This window comes from Maribacter sp. (genome assembly GCA_020629415.1).
Classification (GTDB): domain Bacteria; phylum Bacteroidota; class Bacteroidia; order Flavobacteriales; family Flavobacteriaceae; genus Maribacter; species Maribacter huludaoensis.
In genome coordinates this window covers 1-20,698 of the sequence record JAHDDL010000039.1, presented here as the reverse complement: position 1 = coordinate 20,698, position 20,698 = coordinate 1, and the positions used below count along the sequence as shown (strand labels likewise).

The window sequence follows — 20,698 nt, the reverse complement described above, 5'->3', positions numbered from 1 at the left end:
CAAATGGCAAAATTTGATAAACCTTTGCGCACTAGAAATTCATGAAAAATTTCTGGTGTGGTAAATTCAAATACTTCTATTTCAGATTTAATGGAATTGATTTCATCCATCATGCTCTCTACAGTAATCTTGTAATACGGATTGGAGGTTGCCTCTCCATATCCTGTTTTACCGTTTAAGGTTAAACAGGCAATTATAGTATCTTGAAAATCATGGGATTCCCTAGAAATGCTAAAGGTATGTTTTAGTGATAAAATGTATTTTTTAAGTTGTACTTGCATACTACTAATATACAGATTAGGCATAGACAAAAAAATGAAAACCCACTGATATTTCAGTGGGTTTTAAATTTAGGTGTGTCCAAAGATATTAGTACTTGTGTACGCTACCGGAGACCGATTTGTTTTTCTGAACGTTGGGGTCACCTTTATAAGAGATGTTGCCACCACTAGAGGCTTCTGCCGTTAGGTTGTCCGTAACGTCAATGCTAATATTTGCACCGCTGCTAGCGTCCGCATTTGCCACCAGTGTAGATAAGTCCTTAGCCCTAATATTTGCACCGCTACTGGCATCTACATAAACTTCTTTGGCAGAACCTTCTAAAGAGATATTTGCACCGCTACTGGCATCTATTTCCATATTGGTTACAAGTACTGTAGCATTGATAATGGCACCGCTACTGGCATCAACTTCTAATTTATCTGACTGAATTTTATTTTCAGTCGTTAAATGAGCTCCACTAGATGCCTTTAAACTAGTAATATTGGGCATGGTTACATATACCTTTTTAGTAGCTCTACCAATATTCTCTATACTGTGAATTTTTAATTTCCCGTTTTTAATATCTGTACCGATTAAGTCAATGATATTTTCATCGGCCTCTACTGAAATGTCAAAATTTGGACCCTGGGTTACAAATACTTCTAACCCTTCAGAGCTGGCAACTTCCGTGAAATCACCGGTTATTTCCCTGGTTTCTTCAACGATTACGCCATTACCTTTTTCCCCGGTACCAAAATTAATATCAAAATTGCAAGATGAAAGTATTAGGGCCAATACGAGTGCTACGGTAATTCTTACTAGTGTTGTCATGATTGTTCGTTTTTTGATTGATTAATATATTATGATGTAAAAATGATTGTTTTTTTAGTCTTTTACGATTAATAAATACTGAATTGTTGTTTTAGGTGTATGAACTGTAATTAGTTGATACTATCGTTGGTATTGACCTTTACGCCGTTCTGATCTAACTTCATTTTAAACGATTCTCCATTATCGTTAACGTCAATGTCTATTCCGTTTTCGTTGATGATGATTTTACCTTTGTCGCCATTATCGTTAATATTGATGTCGATACCATTTTCATTGATATTGATGCGGTTAGAGCTGTCGTCATCTTCATCGTTCATTTCAATGAATTCAGGACAGTCCTGGCATTCAAGCTCACCGTTGTCGGTCATTTTCCAGATATATCCTGAAAGACCTTCAACATCCCTATCCGTATTAACAGTGGTAATCCAATCTCTAGAATTTGTCTGGTCATAGGTTAAAATGGTACCCACGGGTAAAAATATGTTTACACGAACTTCCTGGTCTTTAAACTTAGGACCTTGTGTGGTCAAATAATCATCAAAAGAGATAGTATTGCCGTTTACTTCATATTCATAGACGATTTGACTGGCAATATCTTTTGCCTCTCTGTTGGATGGACCATCAGCCTCTTTTCTAATTTGAACACGAACCAAGGTGTCTTTAGACTTACGAATACGGAATCTGACATCATCGGAAACCAAAACCTTATTACCAGCTTCGTCATAAGAAATAAAGGTGTCGCCCATGTGCATATCCTTTTCGTAATCGTACTCATCCGTAGATACCAACCTAATATTCAACGTATCTGTAGGGATCACCGTGGTAATCTCTTGTTCAACAGATGTGCTACCGGTATAGGCGTGTGCTGCAGCTTCTCTAATACCAAAGATGACCAAACATATAATTGATATTAACCATAATCCTAACAATGAAAACTTAGCAACGGTACCAATAGACTTCAGGTTATTTACCAATATTTTTAATCCTAAATACATTAAGAAGAAAAACGGAATACCAATAGCAAAAAAGGCCAATAACGATACTACCCAAATAGGTAAGTTAGTAGAATTTACAACATTGTAGAAATCAATACCAGGTACATGAATGATATCTAAAATACCAACGGTAAACATACCTACAAAAAGACCTATCAATGTAGCCGCACCAATGATAACTAAAAGAATACCAATGAATTTGCCAAAGATTTTAAACAGAAACATTACAATATCACCAAAGGTGTCAAAAATCGTTTTACCTCCTTTTTTGACGGTGTCTCCTACTTTTTCATAGTCTACACTTTTTACACGATCCGCTACGTCATCAAAACCCTCTTTAACTTTACGCTCAATGTTACTGATGTTGACCGTTTCGCCACTCATATCTAATTTTTGAGCGGTAGTTTTGGCTTCAGGAATAAGGATCCACAGAAGACCATAGATAAAGATGAATCCTCCCCAAGTGAAAATAGTCAAGAAAATCCATAGTAAACGAATCCATAACGGATCAATACCAAAGTAATGCGCTAACCCTGCAGATACGCCGGCAACATATTTCTTTTCTGTGTCCCTATATAGTTTCTTAACTCTTTCCTTAGTATAGGCAGACTTTGCTTTAGGCTCATCTTCAAAGATATCCTCATCTACCATATAGTCTTCTGGTTGCCCCATTATGGCAATAACTTCATCTACCTCTTTTTGAGTGATAACCTGTCTTTCATTCTCTAATTTGTCATGAAAAAGTTCGGCTATACGGGCTTCTATATCTGCAATGATTTCATCGCTGCCCGGTGTGTTGGCAAAAGAACGTTTTACAGATTCTAAATACCTACGCATTATATTGTATGCCTCTTCATCTATATGGAAGAGCATGTTCGCTAAATTTATATTTACTGTTTTGTTCATGATCAGCTGTTTTTTGAGTTGGTTACCAGGTTGGTGGCTTTTCTTAATTCGTCCCAAGTGGTATCTAATTCTTTAAGGAATATTTTACCGGTCTCGGTTAGTGTATAGTATTTTCTTGGTGGTCCAGAAGTAGATTCTTCCCAACGGTAGTTCAGAAGCCCGGCATTCTTTAACCTGGTCAATAGCGGATAGATAGTGCCTTCCACTACTAGCATTTTTGCATCTTTTAACGTGCCCAAGATTTCAGAAGCATATTTATCATGTCCATTTAAAATGGACAGGATGCAATACTCCAAAACCCCTTTACGCATTTGTGCTTTTGTATTTTCTACATTCATAATCTCTTTTTGCTTTTTATGCAGTCCCGTTTTTGGAGGGGATTGCTCCATTGTCTCTGTTGTCTGCATAGGTTAACTGTTCGTTTTTTGTTCGATGAATAAACATCCTGATTGATTTTTTGATTGATTAATAAACTCTTAAGGGTGTGATGAATACCCATTATATATGTGTACTGATAATTTTATTTAATAAATTTTATAGTGAAGGGATATTCAAAAACTTCGCCTTCGTTAGTTTTTATGGTAGCTAAAATGGTATAAACAATGTTGATGATAAACAGGGCAGACTGAGCTAAGCCCAAAACTCCCACAGGTATCATCCATGGACCGAAAAAGTCGTCTGAATCAAAATTAAAATTGATGCTGTTGAAACTATGGACGTTTACCAAGCCAAAATTGTCAAAGTCGAAAATGTTCGGTAAAAATCCGCCTAGGAAAAATGGAATACTGACCATACCTACAAGAATAGAGTAGAGTAGTATGCTTATTTGAAAGTTTAAAGCTTGTTTTCCGTTATGGTCTACAAACTCATATTCTTTTTTGTTTGCAGTCCATAATACCAAAGGAATGATGAAGTTCCCAAAGGGAATAAAAAACTTAGAGAACGTACTTGCGTGTATAAGTGCAGAGAGGTTTCTTTCGTGTTTTGTTACTGATTCTGTCATGATTGATTCGTTACTGATGATGATTGATTTTAATACTATGCAAAAGCCAATTACGTTGATTACCTATTAACTTCCTATGCAAATATATGTCTAAAAAAAGGTACTATGTAACGCATAGTACTAATATTTAACAATATTTTAACATTTTAGAATCGTGTAAATTATAGCTACTTTTATCCAAATTTTAGAATAAAATGGCGGTAACACCTAGTAAAATCAATATGTTCTCCTTTTTTAAATTACCATCTGCATGGTGGTGCGGGGTGCGTTTAAAGGAAATAGATAAAAACAGGTCAGTGGTGACGGTAAAGCACAGATGGTTCAATCAGAATCCGTTTAATTCTATGTTTTGGGCTGTTCAAGGTATGGCTGCAGAATTAACGACTGGGGCTTTGATGATAGACTATATTGAGGCAACAGGAAAGAAAATTTCTATGTTGGTAGCCAACAATACCGCAAATTTTTCTAAAAAGGCCACAGGTAGAATTACATTTACTTGTGAAGACGGACACCTTATAAAAGAAGCTTTGGATAAAACGATTGCCACTGGAGAAGGACAAACCATTTGGATGAAATCTGTAGGTGTAAATACAGATGGGGTAGTGGTTAGTACATTCAAGTTTGAATGGACGGTGAGGCTGAAACAGAAAAAGTAGTTTCAGTGAAAAGAGGGATAAGATTCAAAGAGACTCAGAAATTTACTCAATGGTGGCTGTGGTTAATCATACTTGCTCCAATAATTTTATTTGTAACAGGTAAGGTAATAACTATAATAAGTTTATTTACATATCAAATTCCTAATGCTTCCGGAAATATTAGCATTTCATGGATATCGGGTAGGTTATCTATTGTTCAATTTATCTGCGTCCTAGTTTATGTAGCTACCATTTTATTTTTGGCATTATCAAAACTTAAAGTATCGGTTTCGGATAAGGATATAAAAATTCATCATCTATTATTTTTCAGTAAAGTCATTGATTTAAATGATGTAGTAGAAAAACAAATCGTTAATTATGATTTTGTAGGGTATGGTATCAGAAAAACTAAAAAGTACGGTACGGTCTATAATGTAAAGGGTAAAGAAGGAGTCGCCATAACACAGACTAATGGTAAAAAGTATCTTATTGGCTCGCAAAAGACCGAAGAATTTTTAAAATCTCTTTTAAAATAATTCGGTTTAGTTGTAACAAAAGTACTTCTGCTAACAACTAATAAGCATCAATCAAAAAAAATATACAAATGAACGCACACGAAATAGATTATGAGATTTTTGGGGAAGAAATGCAATACGTTGAAATAGAGCTAGACCCACAAGAGGCAGTTGTTGCCGAGGCTGGTAGCTTTATGATGATGGATACCGATATTAAAATGAGCACCATTTTTGGTGATGGTAGCAATCAAGACAATAGCGTTTTAGGGAAGATTTTCTCCGCAGGTAAACGTATGCTTACGGGAGAAAGTCTATTTATGACGGCATTTTTAAATATTGGTCAGGGTAAAAAGCAAGTAAGTTTTGCTTCTCCGTATCCAGGTAAAATTCTGCCTATTGACCTTTCTGAAATGGGCGGACGTTTCGTTTGTCAAAAAGACGCCTTTTTATGTGCAGCACAAGGAGTATCTGTAGGCATCGAGTTTTCAAAGAAATTGGGACGTGGACTCTTTGGGGGTGAAGGTTTTATCATGCAAAAATTAGAAGGAGACGGAATGGCTTTCGTGCATGCAGGTGGTACACTGGCAAAAAAGACGTTGGCACCTGGTGAAGTACTAAAAGTAGATACCGGCTGTATAGTAGGGTTTACCAAAGAGGTAGATTACGATATAGAATTTGTTGGCGGAATTAGAAATACTGTTTTTGGCGGAGAAGGATTGTTCTTTGCAACGCTTCGCGGACCAGGTACTGTATATATTCAATCACTACCATTTAGCAGATTGGCAGGTAGAGTACTAGCATCAATACCTAGAGGTGGAAAAGATAAAGGAGAAGGTAGTATTCTAGGTACACTTGGTGATATTGTTGGTGGAGATACTAGGTTTTAAGAATTATGGACAAGGTACAAAGTACGGGGTACTAAGTATTAAGTAGTTTGTTTGTATTTTGAGGAGAGAATTAGAATAAACAATATAGAAAATAGACTTGTTTTGATACGAGTATTTAAGGAGAATTCAGCGATGATAGAAGTAAGTTGTGCAAAGTACTAAGTATTAATTACGAAGTACATAGAATAAAAAACATTTGAATTTAACTTTTGAGTTTGATTTTTGAACTTGAACTTGACTTTTGAATTTGATTTTTGAGCTTGTATTTTAATGTTCCAACAACCAACAACCAGCAACCAGCAACCAGCAACGAACTTATGAGTTTTAAAAATCAGATAGACTTCCTAAGAGAATTACAACAAAACAATTCAAAGGAATGGATGGATGCCAATCGTAAATGGTACAAACAGGTACGGGATGAATATATAGATTGGTTAAATAGTATGAATAAGAGACTATCCGCTATTGATGACGACTACTATGATACGCCCGGTAAAAAGGGAATTAATCGTATCAATAATAATCTAATGTTTCACCCAAATAAACCCATATACAAAGATCACTTTGGAGCCGGATTCGATAAGAAACCAAAAACTGCGGATTTCTATTTCGAATTAGGAATAGACCGTTGCATTTTTGCGGGAGGATTATGGAGACCGGAGCCAAAAGTATTGCGTAGTGTACGCGAAGCCATTGATTATGACGGAGAAGAGTTGCTAAAAATATTAAATAAGAAATCTTTTAAAACTCGTTTTGGAAATCTTTTTGAAGATGCGAAACTAACAAACGCACCTAAAGGATTTGCCAAAGATCATAAGCATATAGAACTACTCAAAAACAAGACTTTTGCCGTATTTCAAGAATTTGATACTAAAGAAACCAATAAAGCTAATTTTGATGACGAGTTAATTAACGCCTATAAAGAAATGCTACCTTTTAGGCGCTATTTAAATAAAGCGATTACGGTTTAAAAGTTCTAAAATCATTGCGAAGTTTTTTTGGCAATTCTAGGTATATTTAAACATTAAATACTAAAACAATAGCATTGAAAAACGGCAATATTAAAGACGTTAAGAAAGAATTACTTTCTAATAATTGGTATACCTTACATAAATTTACTTATAAATATCAACGCCCAGATGGCAGTTGGGAAACACAAGAGCGAGAAGCTTACGATAGAGGTAACGGAGCAGCTATTTTGCTATATAACTCTAAAAAAGGAACTGTAATATTAACTAGGCAATTTAGAATGCCAACTTATGTAAACGGTAACGAAGATGGAATGATGATAGAGGTTTGTGCGGGGCTTCTTGATGGAGATAATCCTGCTGATTGTGTTCGAAAAGAAACAGAGGAAGAAACTGGTTATAGGATAAACAACGTTCAAAAAGTATTTCAAACCTACATGTCGCCAGGTTCGGTTACCGAAGAATTGTATCTTTTTGTTGGTGAGTATGACGATAGTATGAAAATTGGTGAAGGTGGTGGGGCAGAAGACGAAACCGAAAATATTGAGGTATTGGAACTAGACTTTGTCCAAGCAATGGATATGGTTGCGAGCGGAGAAATAAAAGATGCCAAAACTATTATGTTACTGCAATATGCAAAATTGAACGCGTTAGTTCAGTAGTTGAATACCGACTATTTACAAATGAATAAAGTCTTAAAAATTGGTTTTGGTGGCGGGTGCCATTGGTGTACCGAGGCTGTATTCTTGGCCCTGAACGGTGTTGAACAAGTAGAACAGGGCTTTATTGCCGTAAAAGACGGTTCCTTAGATTTTTCTGAAGCGGTCATTGTACATTATGATCCAACTATTATAACATTGAAAGACTTGGTAGCTATTCATTTGGACACCCATAAAAGTGATAAAAATCATTCTATGCGAAACAAGTATAGGTCTGCTATTTATTATTTTGGTCAAGAATTCACACCTGTATTGAAGCAATTTATTAGCGACAAACAAGAGGAATATAATAATGAATTAATTACCGCTATATTACCATTTGGTACCTTTAAATCATCTGAGGAAAGATTTCATAATTATTATTTCAGTGATATTGAAAAGCCATTTTGTAAAACGCACATATCGCCAAAAATTAAAATGCTAAAGGAGAAATATGCTAAACATTTATCTTCCAAAGTGAAATAGTCAATACGTATCCCTTAGGGTTTGGAGCATTTGTTCCATTCTGGTCCTTTCTTCATTGGTAGCTTGTTTGTAATGGTTGTTCATAAAGCTGAAAATTAAAGTTTTACCAGATTTTGTTAAAAGGTATCCGCTAAGGCAATAGGTATTACTTAAACTACCTGACTTTGCGTAGATATAAGGCTGGTCATCACCAGAAAACCTGTTTTTTAAAGTTCCGCTAACTCCCCCGGCCGGAAAAATAGCGAATAAACGTTCTGTAGAAATCATCCGGTATAACTTATCTAGGACAGTTACCATGTTCTGTGGGGTAAACAGGTTGTAACGAGAGAGTCCGGAACCGTCTACCCATCTAGGCATTTGTTTTAAATCGTCCAATTCATTATTAAGAATATGGGTTCTAATAAGTTTGCTGTCCAGGCTGTCCTTCAATTCAGAACCGGCAAGTAATAGTAATTGTTCTGCAATAAAATTATCACTTTCATGCATCATTCTAACATAGAGCGAATCTGAATCTATACTATACAAAGTCTGTTTTTTTCCGAACGGCATAGTTGCGCGTTGCTCAATTTTTTTGTTCAAAAGGTGTTCTAAAATAGATTTAGTAGTAGTGTTGCTTGTAATAAACGGAGTTTCTAACGTATCTCTAGACAATGGCGAGTAATAAAAGGTGTTAGAAAATTCTTTACGGTTTTTCTTTTTAGTTAGTTGAAAGACACTATCCTTAAAATATGAAGGCGATACATTTAAACCTGAATTATTTGAAGTCATTACTACATTTCCATGTATGGGAAGGTCATTTTTTTCTGGAGAATAGTACCATTGGTAATCATCCCAAGCCCAACCTGGTCCATATTTTTCATCTCCAAAATAGTTGGTGGTATATACTAGGTTATCATGCCGTTGTAAAAATTTTAATGCCGTTGAGTCTTTTAAGAACGGATGTAAAAAAGAAGGGTCGCCCGTTCCTTCAAAATAAAGCGAGTCGTTTATCTCTATATATCTTAAAGCGGGTATTTGTGCAGGCAATGATTTTAGTGCGGCAAAAAGGGTAAAAATTTTGGTATTACTGGCCGGTATAAAGTATTTGCGGCTATCTAGGTTATAAATGGTGTCCTTGGTATTGGCATCAACTACTAAAATACCCGTAAACTGGTTCTGATAGAAGGCAGAGGATAATTGTTTGTTGAATGTTTTTGAAATTAAGGATTTCTTTGGGCTACATGCCGCAAAGAGAAGTAAAGTTATACCTACAACAATGAAGTTCTTCATGTATTCGAAAATACAAAAATGAAAACTCATCAATGTTATAAAAATTTAACAAGTACTTAATTACTTTAACTTTTTGTATACAATATTAAAACTGCATTTCTGTTTACCTTTATACAACAACAAATCTATTAATCTATCAACAAAATTTCTAAGTCTATGCTAGAGTATAGTAAAACAGTGCTTAAAAAGGTTAGTTTTGATACCTTATTATTTTGTAAAGAGTTAAAGAAAGCGTTAATGACGCTTATGCCGGAAGAGGCAGAAGAATTAAAAATCTGGTTAGAAAGTTATATTACGGATAAACCAGAACTTCATCAAAGTTTAGTTTATTTAAAAGCATAATTGAGAGCCACGTTAGTGGCTCTTTTCATTTTAAAAGCAACCTTATTTAATTTCTAACATCTTATAATAAAAGACATTATGGTATTCAAATTTACTGTTGCAATATGTTTGCTTTTCTTAATGCAATGTCAAAATGACGATATAACGTTTGATGATACACCAATTGACGATACAAGTTTGGTGGGCGAGTGGTTGTTAACAGCATCTTATGTGAGCCCTGGTGGTGCTACGGAGTGGAAAGAGGTAGATGAAGGTTATCGCTTTTTATTCGATGAATATGGAAGTTATGAAAGAACCGATTTTAGCAAGAACCAACTTGAATCTGGCACCTATGAAATTTTGGACGAAGAGCTATTTTTATACTTTTATACCAATGACCAAAAAGATACTTTGGGGTACCGCGCAGATTTTAATGAAAATAAAACAAGTTTAACCATTTCACCATCATACCCATCTGTTTGCATAGAGGGTTGTTTGTACAGATTTAAAAAACAGTAGGCGCTACTTATTTAGCGGGCTTATAATTTTTACATCTTGAAAAGCGATGGCGCCACGTACAATACCGGTAATTACATCTCTTAGGGCTTCTGTAATCTGTACTTTCAGTTCTTTTTTATGATATATAAGGCTTACTTCACGCGCAGGCGAAGGTTCCTTAAAGTATTTTAAGTTCTTCTTTTTTATATCGTCAAGTTCTAGAGTATTTAAGTAGGGTAGAAGTGTCATGCCCAGCCCTTCATTAGAAAGGTTTATAAGTGTTTCAAAACTACCACTTTGCAAACTAAAATGCTCACCACCTACTTTTGGGGCCTTACAAAGGTTCAGGACACCTTCCCTAAAACAGTGTCCGTCCTGTAATAACAGAATATCTTCAATATCTAAATCTTCTGGGGTAATCTGAGAACTATTTCCTAATCTATGTTCTTTGGGTACATACCCCACAAACGGCTCATAATACAAAGGTCTTTCCGTTATAAAATCGACCTCTAACGGCGTTGCGGCTATAGCGGCATCTATATGGCCGTCCTCTATATTTTGAATTAAATTCTCTGTATTCTGCTCTTTGATAATAAGGTTTACCTTCGGATATTTCTGAATGAAATTCTTTAAGAACATAGGTAATAAAGTGGGCATTATTGTTGGTATTATACCCAATACATAATCCCCACCAATATATCCTTTTTCTTGTTCTACTATATCTTTTATACGTGCCGCTTCATTTACAATGTTCTTAGCTTGAGCTACAATTTTTTTACCTACCTCGGTAATGGTAATCGGCTTTTTACTTCGGTCAAAAAGTAATATATCTAGTTCATCTTCAAGCTTTTGTACTTGCATGCTAAGCGTAGGCTGTGTAACAAAACTTTTTTCGGCGGCTAAGGTAAAATTCTTGTATTCCGCAACAGCAAGTACGTATTGTAATTGGGTAATGGTCATGTATATAGAATAAGGTTATAAAATTACTAAAAAGCATTATTATAACCTATTTAACGATGCCACGTAGCGTTTTATTTATAGTTAAAAACGAAGCTTTAATTCCATGTCTTCTGCTGAAATAGTGAACTTGGCATCGCTAAATGTTGGTGGTGCCATTGGCATGAAATCTCCGCTCATAGCATATTCTTCTTTGGGCATTCCGTTAGGTTCAAAATCCATACGTGCATTATCATTGGCATCATGAAGTACTGAAAAAGCATAATCTCCCGGTTCAACGTTCTCAAAAGTGATAATCAATTCTCCCGGTTCAGCTTTATCCTTACTGCTTCTAATAGCTTCAGCTTTCATAAAGGTATTTTCATTGTGTAATCCGCTTAAAATATGCCCGTCACTACTCAATACATTTTCAATGATTACGGTAAGTGTAATGCCTTCGTTTTCTTGGGCATTCATGGTAAAACTCAATGCTAATACGGTAATAGTAAAAAGTAACTTTTTCATTTTATAAGGTTTTTAAAGATTAATTGATACTTCAAAGATGCCTTATGAATATCCTTTTTAAAAAAGTGTTGAACCCAACTGTAGAAAAATGTATCTGAGTTGTTAATTATAAGCTATAAACAAAAATAGACACACTATCGTTTAGCGGTAAGAAAGTAATCTAGACCAAATTTACCTGAGCCAAAACCCATAAAAAATAGACCTAAACAGAAAAATATAAAGGTTGGCATAATACTCCATGTATAGTCCCAAGGTCTAAATACTATAGTAATGAACATAGTTGTGGTAATAAAAAACGAAGTTATTCTTGTATTTAATCCTAGAATAAGTAAGATACCGCCTAAAGCTTCAGTAAAACCTGCGGACCAAGCAAATACTTCTGGCATCAATGAAAATGGAGTTCCAAATTGTGTTACCAATTCAATAAACCAATCAGAAACCTCAAGATATTCTAAATTCATAGAGACAGGCGTCCATGGAGTGCCAAATTTATTTATTGCAAAAACAAAGGACAAAAGGTGTCCTGTAATTAATCTAGGTATTAATATTAATATATTAGGTAAAAGAGCATCTACCTTAAAAGGAATAATTAATTTTTTAATGGGTTGGAGTTGGTGGTACATAGGTCTAAGTTTTGGTTACTTAAACTTATTAAAATTTAAGTTATTAAAAGGTGACCAATATCAATATAAATTATAATTAGAATTATTATTTTATTTCAATTTTATCTATTTCTAGCACAAAATCTTCTTCAATTCCGTTCTTAATAATTATGGCAATTTGCGTTAAATAATCTCCATGATAATTGGGTAGGTTTAATTCTTCACCTCTAAAAACAGCTTGCATATCCTTAAAAGGTATTTCTATTGTTGTCCATTCTTTGGTAGAAGTAAATTCATAACTATAGGTATGTCTTTGATGTTCACCGGACTTACACCGAAAAGCATATTTTTTACCATCTCCCTTGACGGATAGCAGAAATTTGGTATACACGTTCACGGGCATACGTTCTAAATTGCGCCTTACCATGCAAAAACCACCATTATTTTCTAATGACACATGTCCGCTAAATACTCCAAAACCCTCCTTATTCACTTGAATAAGCCCCATGGATAGGCCGCCCATAACATCGTCATTGACTATTTGCCAATCTTTTAGATTGAAATTTTCATCAAATTTGTACAGGGTTTTTATCTTGCTCATAATTTAAATATTTAGGTAGCATATTTGCTACCTTTAAAAGTAGAATAAAACCAAGTGGTCAGCTTGCCCCAAAAGCAATAATTTTAGCTGTAATGATAATCCAATTATCGCATTTGTTTCTTCATTTCTTGGGCAACTGCTTTCTCACTAGCAGATTTTTTTTCAAGTTCAGTTATAATTTTCGGGTGGTCATGTTCCCTGCCTTGTGAAAGTTTGTTTACGGCCTGAATGTCATTAATTTCAATCTCAAAACCAATAATACCAGATACCTGCCTCATTGTTTTTTTAGACATGTTATTAAGGGAAATGGGATGTTCTGACTGTTGTTCGTACTTATCGACCAGGGCATGTAACGATTTTAATAGTTCTTCCGGAGTTTGAATTTTAACGGTACCGTATATATGAACTGCAATATAGTTCCAGGTAGGTACTTCTTCATTCTGGTACCAAGAGGAGGAGATATAACTATGCGGACCGTTGAAGATGCAAAGTACCTCATCACCATCGACCAAATTTTTACTTTGCAAATTGGCTTTGGCAACATGGCCTACAAGAATATCTTTTTGCCCTAAATGTTTTTCAAGTTCTAAAGGAATATGGGTGCCCCAAGGTTTGCCCGCAACGGTATTGACCAATATACCGAAACTGTTATTCTTTAAAAACTCGTAAACCTCTTCAATATCATTGTTCTTATAGTGTTCAGGAATAAACATGGACCTTATTTTAATTACGGTGTATAAAGGTATTAAGTAATTATGTTTAGAACCAATAATTTAATGATTTGTACTACTTAATTTATAGCGTTCTAATTAACTTAGATGTAAATTTTAAAATAAGAATATGCCATTTATAACAAATACTAAAGCAAAGGAACAAGTAGATATTTTTTACGAAGACTATGGAAGCGGACAACCTGTAATTTTAATTCACGGTTGGCCATTGAGCAGAAAATCCTGGGAGCAACAAGTTTGGAAGATAGTTGAAGAAGGCTACCGTTGCATATCATATGACCGTAGAGGTTTTGGTACATCATCTTCACCATGGGAAAGTTATGATTACTCTGCATTGGCAAGTGATTTAAATGCTATCATAGAAGAGTTGGATCTGAAAGACGCCGTAATAGTAGGCTTTTCAATGGGAGGCGGAGAAGTAGTGCGTTATCTAACGGATTATGGTTCTGATAGAATTGCAAAAGCAGCATTGATCAGTTCTATAATACCTTTAGTAAAACAAAAGACAGATAACCCTGTAGGAGTACCAGAAGATGCTTTAGATGGTATTATCGATGCGCTACAAAATGATAGGGTAGGTTTTCTTAAAGAAAAATTTCATAAAGGTTTTTACAATTTTGAAGAAAATAAAGGAGAAAGAATCAGTCAGGCGCAGTTAGACTATGATTTTACTATTGCCTCTTTTGCCTCACCTAGAGCAACAATACAAGCAGCTTTAGCATGGATGCACACAGATTTTAGACCAGAATTAAAAAATGTAACTGTACCAACATTGATAGTTCATGGTGACGCAGATGCTACAGTACCTATTGAAACATCCGCAAAACAAGCAGCAGAGGGAATAAAAGATAGCACCTTTGAAATAATTAAAGGTGCACCACATGGCTTGAACATAACACACGCAGATGAATTGAACGAAATATTGGTTTCTTTTTTAAAAAAGTAATCAAGTATAGTGCTTAGAATAAAAATCCCTATTGCCAATGGCAATAGGGATTTTTTATTTGTGTAAAAAAAGTTTTTGTTGCTAATCTTTTGACCTTATTCCGCATCCTTGTATTTTTCAAACCAAGCTAGTACACTGGCAATTTTGGCTACTAAATTACTAGGTCTGTTAGCGATGCCATGTCCTGCTCCGGGAATACGCACCATAGCAGTTTCAACACCTTCTAATTTAAGGGCGGTATAGAACTGTTCAGATTCTGCAATAGGCGTTCTGTAATCTTCTTCACCCGTTAGCAGCATGGTTGGCGTAGTAACATTGGCAACATACATTAACGGAGAGCGTCTAAAATAGTTTTCCGGATCTTCCCAAGGTTTTTTGCCGAACCAATATTTAGAAAAGAAAGCGGCACCATCTGCATAAAGTACAAAACTTGTCCAGTTTATTACTGGTTTGGCAACCACGGCAGCTTTAAATCGGTCAGTTTTACCCACTATCCATGCAGTAAGTACTCCGCCGCCACTACCACCGGTAACAAATAGATTGTTGGTATCTATAAATCCTTTCTCAATGACGGCATCTACACCGCTCATTAAATCTTCATAATCGTGATTAGGGTAGTCATGGTGAATTAAGTTACCAAATTCCGCTCCGTAGCTAGTACTTCCCCTTGGGTTACTGTACAGCACAACATAACCAGCTGCAGCATAAGCTTGTATCTCGGCACTGTAAACTGAACCATAGCTAGTAAACGGTCCGCCATGAATTTCAAGAATAAACGGATATTTTTTACTTGGGTCAAAATTTGGCGGAGTAACTACCCAACCTTGTATTTTTTTCTGGTCATATGAAGATTCCCACCAAATTTCTTCGGTCTTGCCTAAATCACGAAAAGAGAAAAGATCGTCGTTTACAAAAGTCAATCGTTTAGAACCTTTTTTATCGGCAGCACCTAAATCAGACGGGTGTTCGGTATTACCTAACGTATAGGCAAATTTAGAGTTGTTAGAAACGGTAAAATCACCCGCGTTATAGGGTCTTCCCAAGGACAAACCACCAAGTCCTTCAACAAGAGTGGTTACTTTACCGTTCAAAGTAATATGGCCTATTTTGGTAGCTCCTTCCGTATCATACTGAAAATAAAGACCTTTGCCATCATTTGACCACTGCACATTGGCAATATCCCTATCAAAATCTCCGGAAATTAACCTAGGGTTGCTTCCATCGGTATTCATCACATAAAGATTGGTAATTTCATACCCCTGTAATGTATCATCTTTACCGGTGTAAGCTATTAAATTGCCATCTGGAGAAACTGTAGGTGAATTGTCCGGTCCATATCTAGAAGTCATCGGAGTTACCTCTGATGTTGATAAGTCTAATTTATAGACCTCGCTATTGGCAGGTTCAAAAGCCTCATCGGGATTAAAATTTGCCGAGAAGTATAGCGCTTTGTCATTTTTGGCCCAAACGGGAGCACCATGGTCAAATGTTGTAGTAGTTAATTGCTTTGGTGTACCGCCATCAATAGATAAGGTGAAAATTTGAGTATGTCCGCCTTTAATATATCCTTGACCGTCACCCCTATAGTTCAATTTATCAATATATGTAGGTGGGGTATTCCATTTGGCGCCTTCAGGCTTCGCAGGCATTTTCACGATAGATTTTTCAGCCTCTGGCACAAACATAGTAAAAGCTAAATAACGATCATCATGAGACCAGCTTACGGCACCAGGACTTTTAGGAGTATTCGTTAAAGGAGCAATTTCTTTGGTATCCATCCACATGAGGTATAATTTCATTTTGGAATCCTCTTTGTTCGATTTAAAAATGATTTTTTTACCGTCATGAGACCAGCGTGGATAGAAGTCGTTTTGGTTGCCAGTTGTCAAAGGTCTATTTTGTGAACCGTCGTAATTTATGATCCAAAGATTAGATAAATTCTTGTCGGTCATAATATCCTTGAAGTTTCTAACGTAGATTATTTTACTACCATCTGGCGATATCTGAGGATCAGAAACATACTCCATGTTAAATATATCGGTAAGCTCAAGATTTGAGGAAACCTGTGCAGATACCGTTATTGAAAATAATAGGAAAAAGAATGTTTTAGTAATAACTTTCATAGTGTTGAATTTGGTTGGAAATAATCCTATGAAGATAGGGAAATACTTAAAAAAATAGAACGGCATGCATTAAGAATTGAGGAAGTATTAACATTCAAACATTTAATCCTTTTTGTATTTTCACGGTATGGAAGAAAAAGGCTATTTACATCAAATTCACCCTGTGCTTCCGGTTTGGGATGTGGTTGAGGCGTTAGATTTTTATGTTAACCGATTGGGGTTTAAAATTGCCTTTGCAGATGATGCCAAAAACCCAAAATATGCGGGTATCTTAAGGGACGATATTGAGATCCATTTGCAATGGCACAATATAAAAATGTGGGAGGTTGATATAGATAGACCTATGTTGCGCATTGTCTCTCAAAACATAGAAGCTTTGTACAACGAGTATTCAAACGAAGATGTTTTTAATGCACATACATTGCTAAGGGAAACCGCATGGGGAACACGGGAGTTTGCTTTTTACGATCCATTTAAAAACGGATTAACATTTTATAGAGATGTTTAGACCGTTCAGTTTCATGGAATCATCAAGAATTTAAAATATAGAAATGAAAGTATTATTTATAGGAGGAACAGGGAATATAAGTACACCAAGTAGTAGATTGGCAGTTGCCAAAGGAATGGATTTGTACCTATTAAATAGGGGCAAAGCAAAAGTTGATATTAAGGGCGCACACAGTATTATTGGTGATATCAACAAACCAAATGAACTTGAAGAGCTGAAAAAACATGAGTGGGATGTTGTGGTGAACTGGATAGCGTTTACACCTGATGATATTGAGCGAGATATTGAATTGTTTAAAGGAAAGACCAAGCAATACATTTTTATAAGTTCGGCATCTTGTTATCAAACGCCATTGAGCTATCCGGTGATTACGGAATCTACTCCGTTACATAATAATCTATGGGATTATTCTCAAGGTAAAATTCAGTGTGAAGACCGATTGCAAAAGGCATATCGCGAGGAAGGGTTTCCTATTACTATAGTAAGACCATCCTTAACGTACGATACGGTAATACCTATTGCGGTAGGTGGATTTGATAAGTTCAATACCGCACAGCGAATATTGGATGGCAAAGAAATAATTGTACATGGAGACGGAACTTCACTTTGGACAGTGACACATTCAGATGATTTTGCAAAGGGATTTGTAGGTTTATTAGGCTTGCAAACCGCAATAGGGCATGCTTTTCATATTACTTCAGATGAGGTGCTGACCTGGAATATGATTTATAAGATTTTGGCTGATGCCTTAGGGAAGGAAGCAAAAATAGTTCATATAGCGTCGGACTTTATTTGTAAAGTAGAGCCGTCATTTACGGGTACACTTTTAGCGGACAAAGCAGAAAGTGTTTTGTTCGATAATACCAAGATAAAAACTTTTGTACCGGGTTTTGAAGCTACAATTCCGTTCTCGGAAGGTATAAAGAGAACCGTAAAGTGGTTGTTAGAGCATCCAGAACATCAAAACATCGATGAAGAGACAGAGGCTAAGATTGAGAATGTGTTGAAGGCTTATAAAAGTTTGTAGATTTTTAAGAGCTCTAGCAGGTTGATTTACCATTCGTATTGCCCACCCCTAAATCCCCTCCCTGGAGGGGAGATTTACGTTTTGTTTTTGAGTTTCTGATAAATTTTAAAATCTGTAGTCAGCTTGTTAACTTTAGTGGCAAAGCTTAAATAATAGCACCTGCTATTCCCCTCTAGGGAGGGGCTAGGGGTGGGTTTTTAAATGATTAAATATAAGTGTAATATTTACGAAATAACAGTACTCGGTATAAGTTCTTCCACAATTTCACCATCTTTTAAATACACATAATAAGAATGGTTTTCATCATTCAATGAGACTGAAGTATGAACTTCACCGTCAATAAAATGAATAGCGGAACGGTCGTCGCAGGCATAACCATCGGATAGTTTTCCGGTCTTTATATTTTCAAAATATAAAGGTCTTCGTGAAGTTTCAGAATTGTAATGCGGACAGTGGCTCTTGTCTATAAATGACATGCCGCCAACAATACTTAACTCTTTTGGTCTAGAATCTGTAGTACCGCCATTAAACCAGCATAAAGAGCCAGCGCTGCCGCCACCCATTACTACGCCGTTGTCATAAGCTTTTTTAAGGGCAACATCAATGCCTTGCGCTTTCCAAATGGCGAGCATGTTCAACGTATTTCCACCACCAACGATTATGGCATCCATCCGAGAGATGATCTCTTCGAACGATTCTTTTTGGTCATAAGAATTGATCCAAACAGAAAGTACATGTGGCGTAACATCTATCTGAGAGCAAACATCATAAAAGGAAGCAATATATTGTTCGTCTTCACCACTAGCTGTAGGGATAAAACACATATTCGGTTTTTCCTTGCCCGTAGCTTTGGCAATATAGTTTAAGAAAGGTACGGTGTGGCGGCCACTGCCGTAAATTACCATTTGCTTTTTCATAAAGACGATAAAATGTTTATGCTAAAGATAAAATGAATTTCTAACAGAAGCTATTCGCTTCTGCTAGAATCTGTTCGTTTTTTAGGCCTGTTTGTATTTCTATTGTTCTTTCCCCTAAAGTTGTTGCCACCAGATCTATTTCTGTTTCTGTTATTATTTCGGGAATTACCCTGCTTTTTTTTCGGCGGAATCGGTTGATCGTCAGAAGGCGTATCTTCATCAACAAATTGATGCTCCGGCATGCGAGGTACAGATTGTTTTATCAATTTCTCGATATCTCTTAGGTATGCTCTTTCTTCTTTGTCACAAAAAGAAAGTGCCGTACCACTTGCATTTGCCCTACCTGTTCTGCCTATACGGTGAACATACGTTTCGGATACGTTTGGTAAATCATAATTAACGACCAATGAAAGGTCTTCTACATCAATTCCCCTTGCGGCAATATCGGTTGCAACCAATACCTTAAGATCTCCCTCTTTAAAAGCGCTTAGTGCCTTTTGTCTTGCAGTTTGCGATTTATTACCGTGTATGGCTGCGGAACGTATACCTGCTTGGTCTAATTTCTTTACAATTTTATTGGCACCATGCTTAGTTCTGGAGAAAACAATAAGCGTACTCTCAGGGTTTTCTTTAATGATATGGATAAGCAGTTTTGGTTTGTTAGGCTTGCTAACAAAATATACCCCTTGTTTAACTTTCTCTGCTGTAGCTTGTTCTGGCTTAATGGTAACGCGTTCAAAATCGCCCAACATTTTTCTAGAAAGCTCAACAATGTCTTTTGGCATAGTTGCCGAAAAGAATAATGATTGTCGTTTAGGAGGCAATTTTGCGATGATTTTCTTGATATCATGAATAAAGCCCATGTCCAGCATTTGGTCAGCTTCATCAAGTACTACGTGCTCTAAATCTCTGAAAGAAATAAAACCTTGGTTCATTAGGTCTAATAAGCGACCGGGAGTAGCAATTAATATATCAACGCCTCCTCTAAGGGCGTTTACTTGCTTACCCTGTTTTACTCCGCCAAAAATAACCGTATTACGTAGGCCTGTGTATTTTCCGTAGGTCGTAAAACTTTCGGCTATTTGTATGGCAAGTTCCCGAGTAGGTGTTACTATCAGCGCTTTAATTTTTCTTTTGTTCTGGCTAAGGCTTATACCTTCATATAATTGATGTAGAATAGGAATACCAAATGCGGCCGTTTTACCGGTTCCCGTTTGTGCAACGCCCAATAAATCTTTGCCTTTCAATAATATGGGTATGGATTGTTCTTGAATTGGAGTAGGGTGAGTATATCCTTCAGCCTCTAATGCCTTAAGGATAGGTTCGGCTAAGCCGAGTTCTTTAAATGTCATAAAATTTCAATAAGCTGCAAAGGTACGCTTTAATGTGGAAGGAATTGTAAAGTGGGGTTAAAGTACAAAGTGTTGAGTACAAAGTAAGAAGTATTAGGTATTAAGTATAAAGTAGTTGGAAGTAAGAAAATAGAATAAAGAGAATAGACTTTTTTTG

At 36.0% G+C, this 20,698-nt stretch carries 24 protein-coding genes and 1 pseudogene; 11 read left to right on the top strand and 14 right to left on the bottom strand.

From position 1 onward, the window contains the following. From QZ657_RS14120 to QZ657_RS14100, 5 genes and pseudogenes are all read right to left on the bottom strand, one after another. A pseudogene (locus QZ657_RS14120) lies at positions 1-281 on the bottom strand (dipeptide epimerase); the annotation flags it as partial. A gap of 88 nt (positions 282-369) precedes the next feature. Beyond that, positions 370-1,092, bottom strand: a complete 723-nt coding sequence (locus QZ657_RS14115) for a head GIN domain-containing protein (RefSeq protein ID WP_291962872.1) — start codon at positions 1,090-1,092, stop codon at positions 370-372. 110 nt (positions 1,093-1,202) lie between these two features. After that, positions 1,203-2,993 (bottom strand): PspC domain-containing protein, encoded by a 1,791-nt coding sequence (locus QZ657_RS14110; protein WP_291967711.1) that lies wholly within the window; start codon positions 2,991-2,993, stop codon positions 1,203-1,205. 2 nt (positions 2,994-2,995) lie between these two features. Further along, the gene (locus QZ657_RS14105) at positions 2,996-3,331 is read right to left on the bottom strand and encodes a PadR family transcriptional regulator (protein WP_076550581.1); all 336 of its coding nucleotides are present in this window, start codon (positions 3,329-3,331) and stop codon (positions 2,996-2,998) included. 182 nt (positions 3,332-3,513) lie between these two features. Then, on the bottom strand, positions 3,514-3,996 hold the full coding sequence (locus QZ657_RS14100; protein ID WP_276472912.1) for a DUF4870 domain-containing protein: 483 nt from the start codon (positions 3,994-3,996) through the stop codon (positions 3,514-3,516). Between the two features lie 194 nt (positions 3,997-4,190). Here QZ657_RS14100 and QZ657_RS14095 point away from each other — a divergent pair, with 194 nt between their 5' ends. From QZ657_RS14095 to QZ657_RS14070, 6 genes are all read left to right on the top strand, one after another. Then, positions 4,191-4,652 (top strand): DUF4442 domain-containing protein, encoded by a 462-nt coding sequence (locus QZ657_RS14095; protein ID WP_291967708.1) that lies wholly within the window; start codon positions 4,191-4,193, stop codon positions 4,650-4,652. After that, on the top strand, positions 4,622-5,167 hold the full coding sequence (locus QZ657_RS14090; RefSeq protein WP_291967706.1) for a hypothetical protein: 546 nt from the start codon (positions 4,622-4,624) through the stop codon (positions 5,165-5,167). Before QZ657_RS14095 ends, QZ657_RS14090 begins: the two co-directional genes overlap by 31 nt. A gap of 68 nt (positions 5,168-5,235) precedes the next feature. After that, complete coding sequence (locus tag QZ657_RS14085) at positions 5,236-6,033, top strand: TIGR00266 family protein (RefSeq protein WP_291967704.1); 798 nt, start codon at positions 5,236-5,238, stop codon at positions 6,031-6,033. A gap of 254 nt (positions 6,034-6,287) precedes the next feature. After that, positions 6,288-7,004 carry a DUF2461 domain-containing protein gene (locus tag QZ657_RS14080; protein WP_366934177.1) on the top strand — a complete coding sequence of 239 codons (717 nt, stop codon included), beginning with the start codon at positions 6,288-6,290 and terminating at the stop codon, positions 7,002-7,004. 74 nt (positions 7,005-7,078) lie between these two features. Continuing rightward, entirely contained in the window at positions 7,079-7,663 is a 585-nt protein-coding gene (gene nudK / locus QZ657_RS14075) for a GDP-mannose pyrophosphatase NudK (RefSeq protein ID WP_291967702.1), read from the top strand. Positions 7,664-7,684: 21 nt separating this feature from the next. Then, positions 7,685-8,185: a peptide-methionine (S)-S-oxide reductase gene (locus tag QZ657_RS14070; protein ID WP_291963037.1), complete on the top strand. Its 501-nt coding sequence runs from the start codon at positions 7,685-7,687 to the stop codon at positions 8,183-8,185. Here QZ657_RS14070 and QZ657_RS14065 read toward each other — a convergent pair whose 3' ends face one another. Continuing rightward, positions 8,186-9,454, bottom strand: coding sequence for a D-alanyl-D-alanine carboxypeptidase/D-alanyl-D-alanine-endopeptidase (locus QZ657_RS14065; RefSeq protein WP_291967700.1), 1,269 nt, complete (start codon positions 9,452-9,454; stop codon positions 8,186-8,188). A gap of 156 nt (positions 9,455-9,610) precedes the next feature. Here QZ657_RS14065 and QZ657_RS14060 point away from each other — a divergent pair, with 156 nt between their 5' ends. Together QZ657_RS14060 and QZ657_RS14055 are read left to right on the top strand one after the other, a co-directional pair. After that, positions 9,611-9,796: a hypothetical protein gene (locus QZ657_RS14060; RefSeq protein ID WP_412759689.1), complete on the top strand. Its 186-nt coding sequence runs from the start codon at positions 9,611-9,613 to the stop codon at positions 9,794-9,796. Positions 9,797-9,874: 78 nt separating this feature from the next. Further along, the gene (locus tag QZ657_RS14055) at positions 9,875-10,294 is read left to right on the top strand and encodes a hypothetical protein (protein ID WP_291967698.1); all 420 of its coding nucleotides are present in this window, start codon (positions 9,875-9,877) and stop codon (positions 10,292-10,294) included. Positions 10,295-10,297: 3 nt separating this feature from the next. Here the strand turns inward: QZ657_RS14055 and QZ657_RS14050 are convergent, their stop codons facing one another. From QZ657_RS14050 to QZ657_RS14030, 5 genes are all read right to left on the bottom strand, one after another. Then, positions 10,298-11,233 carry a LysR substrate-binding domain-containing protein gene (locus tag QZ657_RS14050; protein WP_291963034.1) on the bottom strand — a complete coding sequence of 312 codons (936 nt, stop codon included), beginning with the start codon at positions 11,231-11,233 and terminating at the stop codon, positions 10,298-10,300. An 81-nt stretch (positions 11,234-11,314) separates the two neighbouring features. Then, positions 11,315-11,734 carry a DUF2141 domain-containing protein gene (locus QZ657_RS14045; RefSeq protein WP_291967697.1) on the bottom strand — a complete coding sequence of 140 codons (420 nt, stop codon included), beginning with the start codon at positions 11,732-11,734 and terminating at the stop codon, positions 11,315-11,317. Positions 11,735-11,868: 134 nt separating this feature from the next. Beyond that, positions 11,869-12,357, bottom strand: a complete 489-nt coding sequence (locus tag QZ657_RS14040; protein ID WP_291967696.1) for a DoxX family membrane protein — start codon at positions 12,355-12,357, stop codon at positions 11,869-11,871. A gap of 85 nt (positions 12,358-12,442) precedes the next feature. After that, positions 12,443-12,937 (bottom strand): CIA30 family protein, encoded by a 495-nt coding sequence (locus QZ657_RS14035; protein ID WP_291967694.1) that lies wholly within the window; start codon positions 12,935-12,937, stop codon positions 12,443-12,445. 104 nt (positions 12,938-13,041) lie between these two features. Next, positions 13,042-13,650, bottom strand: a complete 609-nt coding sequence (locus QZ657_RS14030; protein WP_291967692.1) for an FMN-binding negative transcriptional regulator — start codon at positions 13,648-13,650, stop codon at positions 13,042-13,044. 127 nt (positions 13,651-13,777) lie between these two features. Between QZ657_RS14030 and QZ657_RS14025 the strand changes: the two genes are divergently transcribed. Then, positions 13,778-14,614, top strand: coding sequence for an alpha/beta fold hydrolase (locus tag QZ657_RS14025; protein WP_291967690.1), 837 nt, complete (start codon positions 13,778-13,780; stop codon positions 14,612-14,614). 95 nt (positions 14,615-14,709) lie between these two features. On the opposite strand, the gene QZ657_RS14020 is transcribed toward QZ657_RS14025, so the two are convergent. Continuing rightward, positions 14,710-16,737: a S9 family peptidase gene (locus QZ657_RS14020; RefSeq protein ID WP_291967688.1), complete on the bottom strand. Its 2,028-nt coding sequence runs from the start codon at positions 16,735-16,737 to the stop codon at positions 14,710-14,712. 127 nt (positions 16,738-16,864) lie between these two features. Here QZ657_RS14020 and QZ657_RS14015 point away from each other — a divergent pair, with 127 nt between their 5' ends. Continuing rightward, complete coding sequence (locus QZ657_RS14015; RefSeq protein ID WP_291967685.1) at positions 16,865-17,245, top strand: glyoxalase superfamily protein; 381 nt, start codon at positions 16,865-16,867, stop codon at positions 17,243-17,245. 43 nt (positions 17,246-17,288) lie between these two features. Then, the gene (locus QZ657_RS14010; protein ID WP_291967684.1) at positions 17,289-18,272 is read left to right on the top strand and encodes an SDR family oxidoreductase; all 984 of its coding nucleotides are present in this window, start codon (positions 17,289-17,291) and stop codon (positions 18,270-18,272) included. 224 nt (positions 18,273-18,496) lie between these two features. On the opposite strand, the gene QZ657_RS14005 is transcribed toward QZ657_RS14010, so the two are convergent. Next, positions 18,497-19,189, bottom strand: coding sequence for a peptidase E (locus QZ657_RS14005; protein ID WP_291967682.1), 693 nt, complete (start codon positions 19,187-19,189; stop codon positions 18,497-18,499). 50 nt (positions 19,190-19,239) lie between these two features. Next, positions 19,240-20,541, bottom strand: a complete 1,302-nt coding sequence (locus tag QZ657_RS14000) for a DEAD/DEAH box helicase (protein ID WP_291967680.1) — start codon at positions 20,539-20,541, stop codon at positions 19,240-19,242. Positions 20,542-20,698 lie beyond the last annotated feature (157 nt).

Bases quoted from the DNA above. Each gene is read 5' to 3' on its own strand.
- QZ657_RS14010 (WP_291967684.1), top strand. From the start codon at position 17,289: ATGAAAGTATTATTTATAGGAGGAACAGGGAATATAAGTACACCAAGT.
- QZ657_RS14030 (WP_291967692.1), bottom strand. From the start codon at position 13,650: ATGTTTATTCCTGAACACTATAAGAACAATGATATTGAAGAGGTTTAC.
- QZ657_RS14035 (WP_291967694.1), bottom strand. From the start codon at position 12,937: ATGAGCAAGATAAAAACCCTGTACAAATTTGATGAAAATTTCAATCTA.
- QZ657_RS14070 (WP_291963037.1), top strand. From the start codon at position 7,685: ATGAATAAAGTCTTAAAAATTGGTTTTGGTGGCGGGTGCCATTGGTGT.
- QZ657_RS14015 (WP_291967685.1), top strand. From the start codon at position 16,865: ATGGAAGAAAAAGGCTATTTACATCAAATTCACCCTGTGCTTCCGGTT.
- QZ657_RS14050 (WP_291963034.1), bottom strand. From the start codon at position 11,233: ATGACCATTACCCAATTACAATACGTACTTGCTGTTGCGGAATACAAG.
- QZ657_RS14025 (WP_291967690.1), top strand. From the start codon at position 13,778: ATGCCATTTATAACAAATACTAAAGCAAAGGAACAAGTAGATATTTTT.
- QZ657_RS14115 (WP_291962872.1), bottom strand. From the start codon at position 1,092: ATGACAACACTAGTAAGAATTACCGTAGCACTCGTATTGGCCCTAATA.
- QZ657_RS14110 (WP_291967711.1), bottom strand. From the start codon at position 2,993: ATGAACAAAACAGTAAATATAAATTTAGCGAACATGCTCTTCCATATA.
- QZ657_RS14105 (WP_076550581.1), bottom strand. From the start codon at position 3,331: ATGAATGTAGAAAATACAAAAGCACAAATGCGTAAAGGGGTTTTGGAG.
- QZ657_RS14020 (WP_291967688.1), bottom strand. From the start codon at position 16,737: ATGAAAGTTATTACTAAAACATTCTTTTTCCTATTATTTTCAATAACG.
- QZ657_RS14100 (WP_276472912.1), bottom strand. From the start codon at position 3,996: ATGACAGAATCAGTAACAAAACACGAAAGAAACCTCTCTGCACTTATA.
- QZ657_RS14055 (WP_291967698.1), top strand. From the start codon at position 9,875: ATGGTATTCAAATTTACTGTTGCAATATGTTTGCTTTTCTTAATGCAA.
- QZ657_RS14005 (WP_291967682.1), bottom strand. From the start codon at position 19,189: ATGAAAAAGCAAATGGTAATTTACGGCAGTGGCCGCCACACCGTACCT.
- QZ657_RS14090 (WP_291967706.1), top strand. From the start codon at position 4,622: ATGGACGGTGAGGCTGAAACAGAAAAAGTAGTTTCAGTGAAAAGAGGG.
- QZ657_RS14045 (WP_291967697.1), bottom strand. From the start codon at position 11,734: ATGAAAAAGTTACTTTTTACTATTACCGTATTAGCATTGAGTTTTACC.
- QZ657_RS14085 (WP_291967704.1), top strand. From the start codon at position 5,236: ATGAACGCACACGAAATAGATTATGAGATTTTTGGGGAAGAAATGCAA.
- QZ657_RS14095 (WP_291967708.1), top strand. From the start codon at position 4,191: ATGGCGGTAACACCTAGTAAAATCAATATGTTCTCCTTTTTTAAATTA.
- QZ657_RS14040 (WP_291967696.1), bottom strand. From the start codon at position 12,357: ATGTACCACCAACTCCAACCCATTAAAAAATTAATTATTCCTTTTAAG.
- QZ657_RS14000 (WP_291967680.1), bottom strand. From the start codon at position 20,541: ATGACATTTAAAGAACTCGGCTTAGCCGAACCTATCCTTAAGGCATTA.
- QZ657_RS14060 (WP_412759689.1), top strand. From the start codon at position 9,611: ATGCTAGAGTATAGTAAAACAGTGCTTAAAAAGGTTAGTTTTGATACC.
- QZ657_RS14065 (WP_291967700.1), bottom strand. From the start codon at position 9,454: ATGAAGAACTTCATTGTTGTAGGTATAACTTTACTTCTCTTTGCGGCA.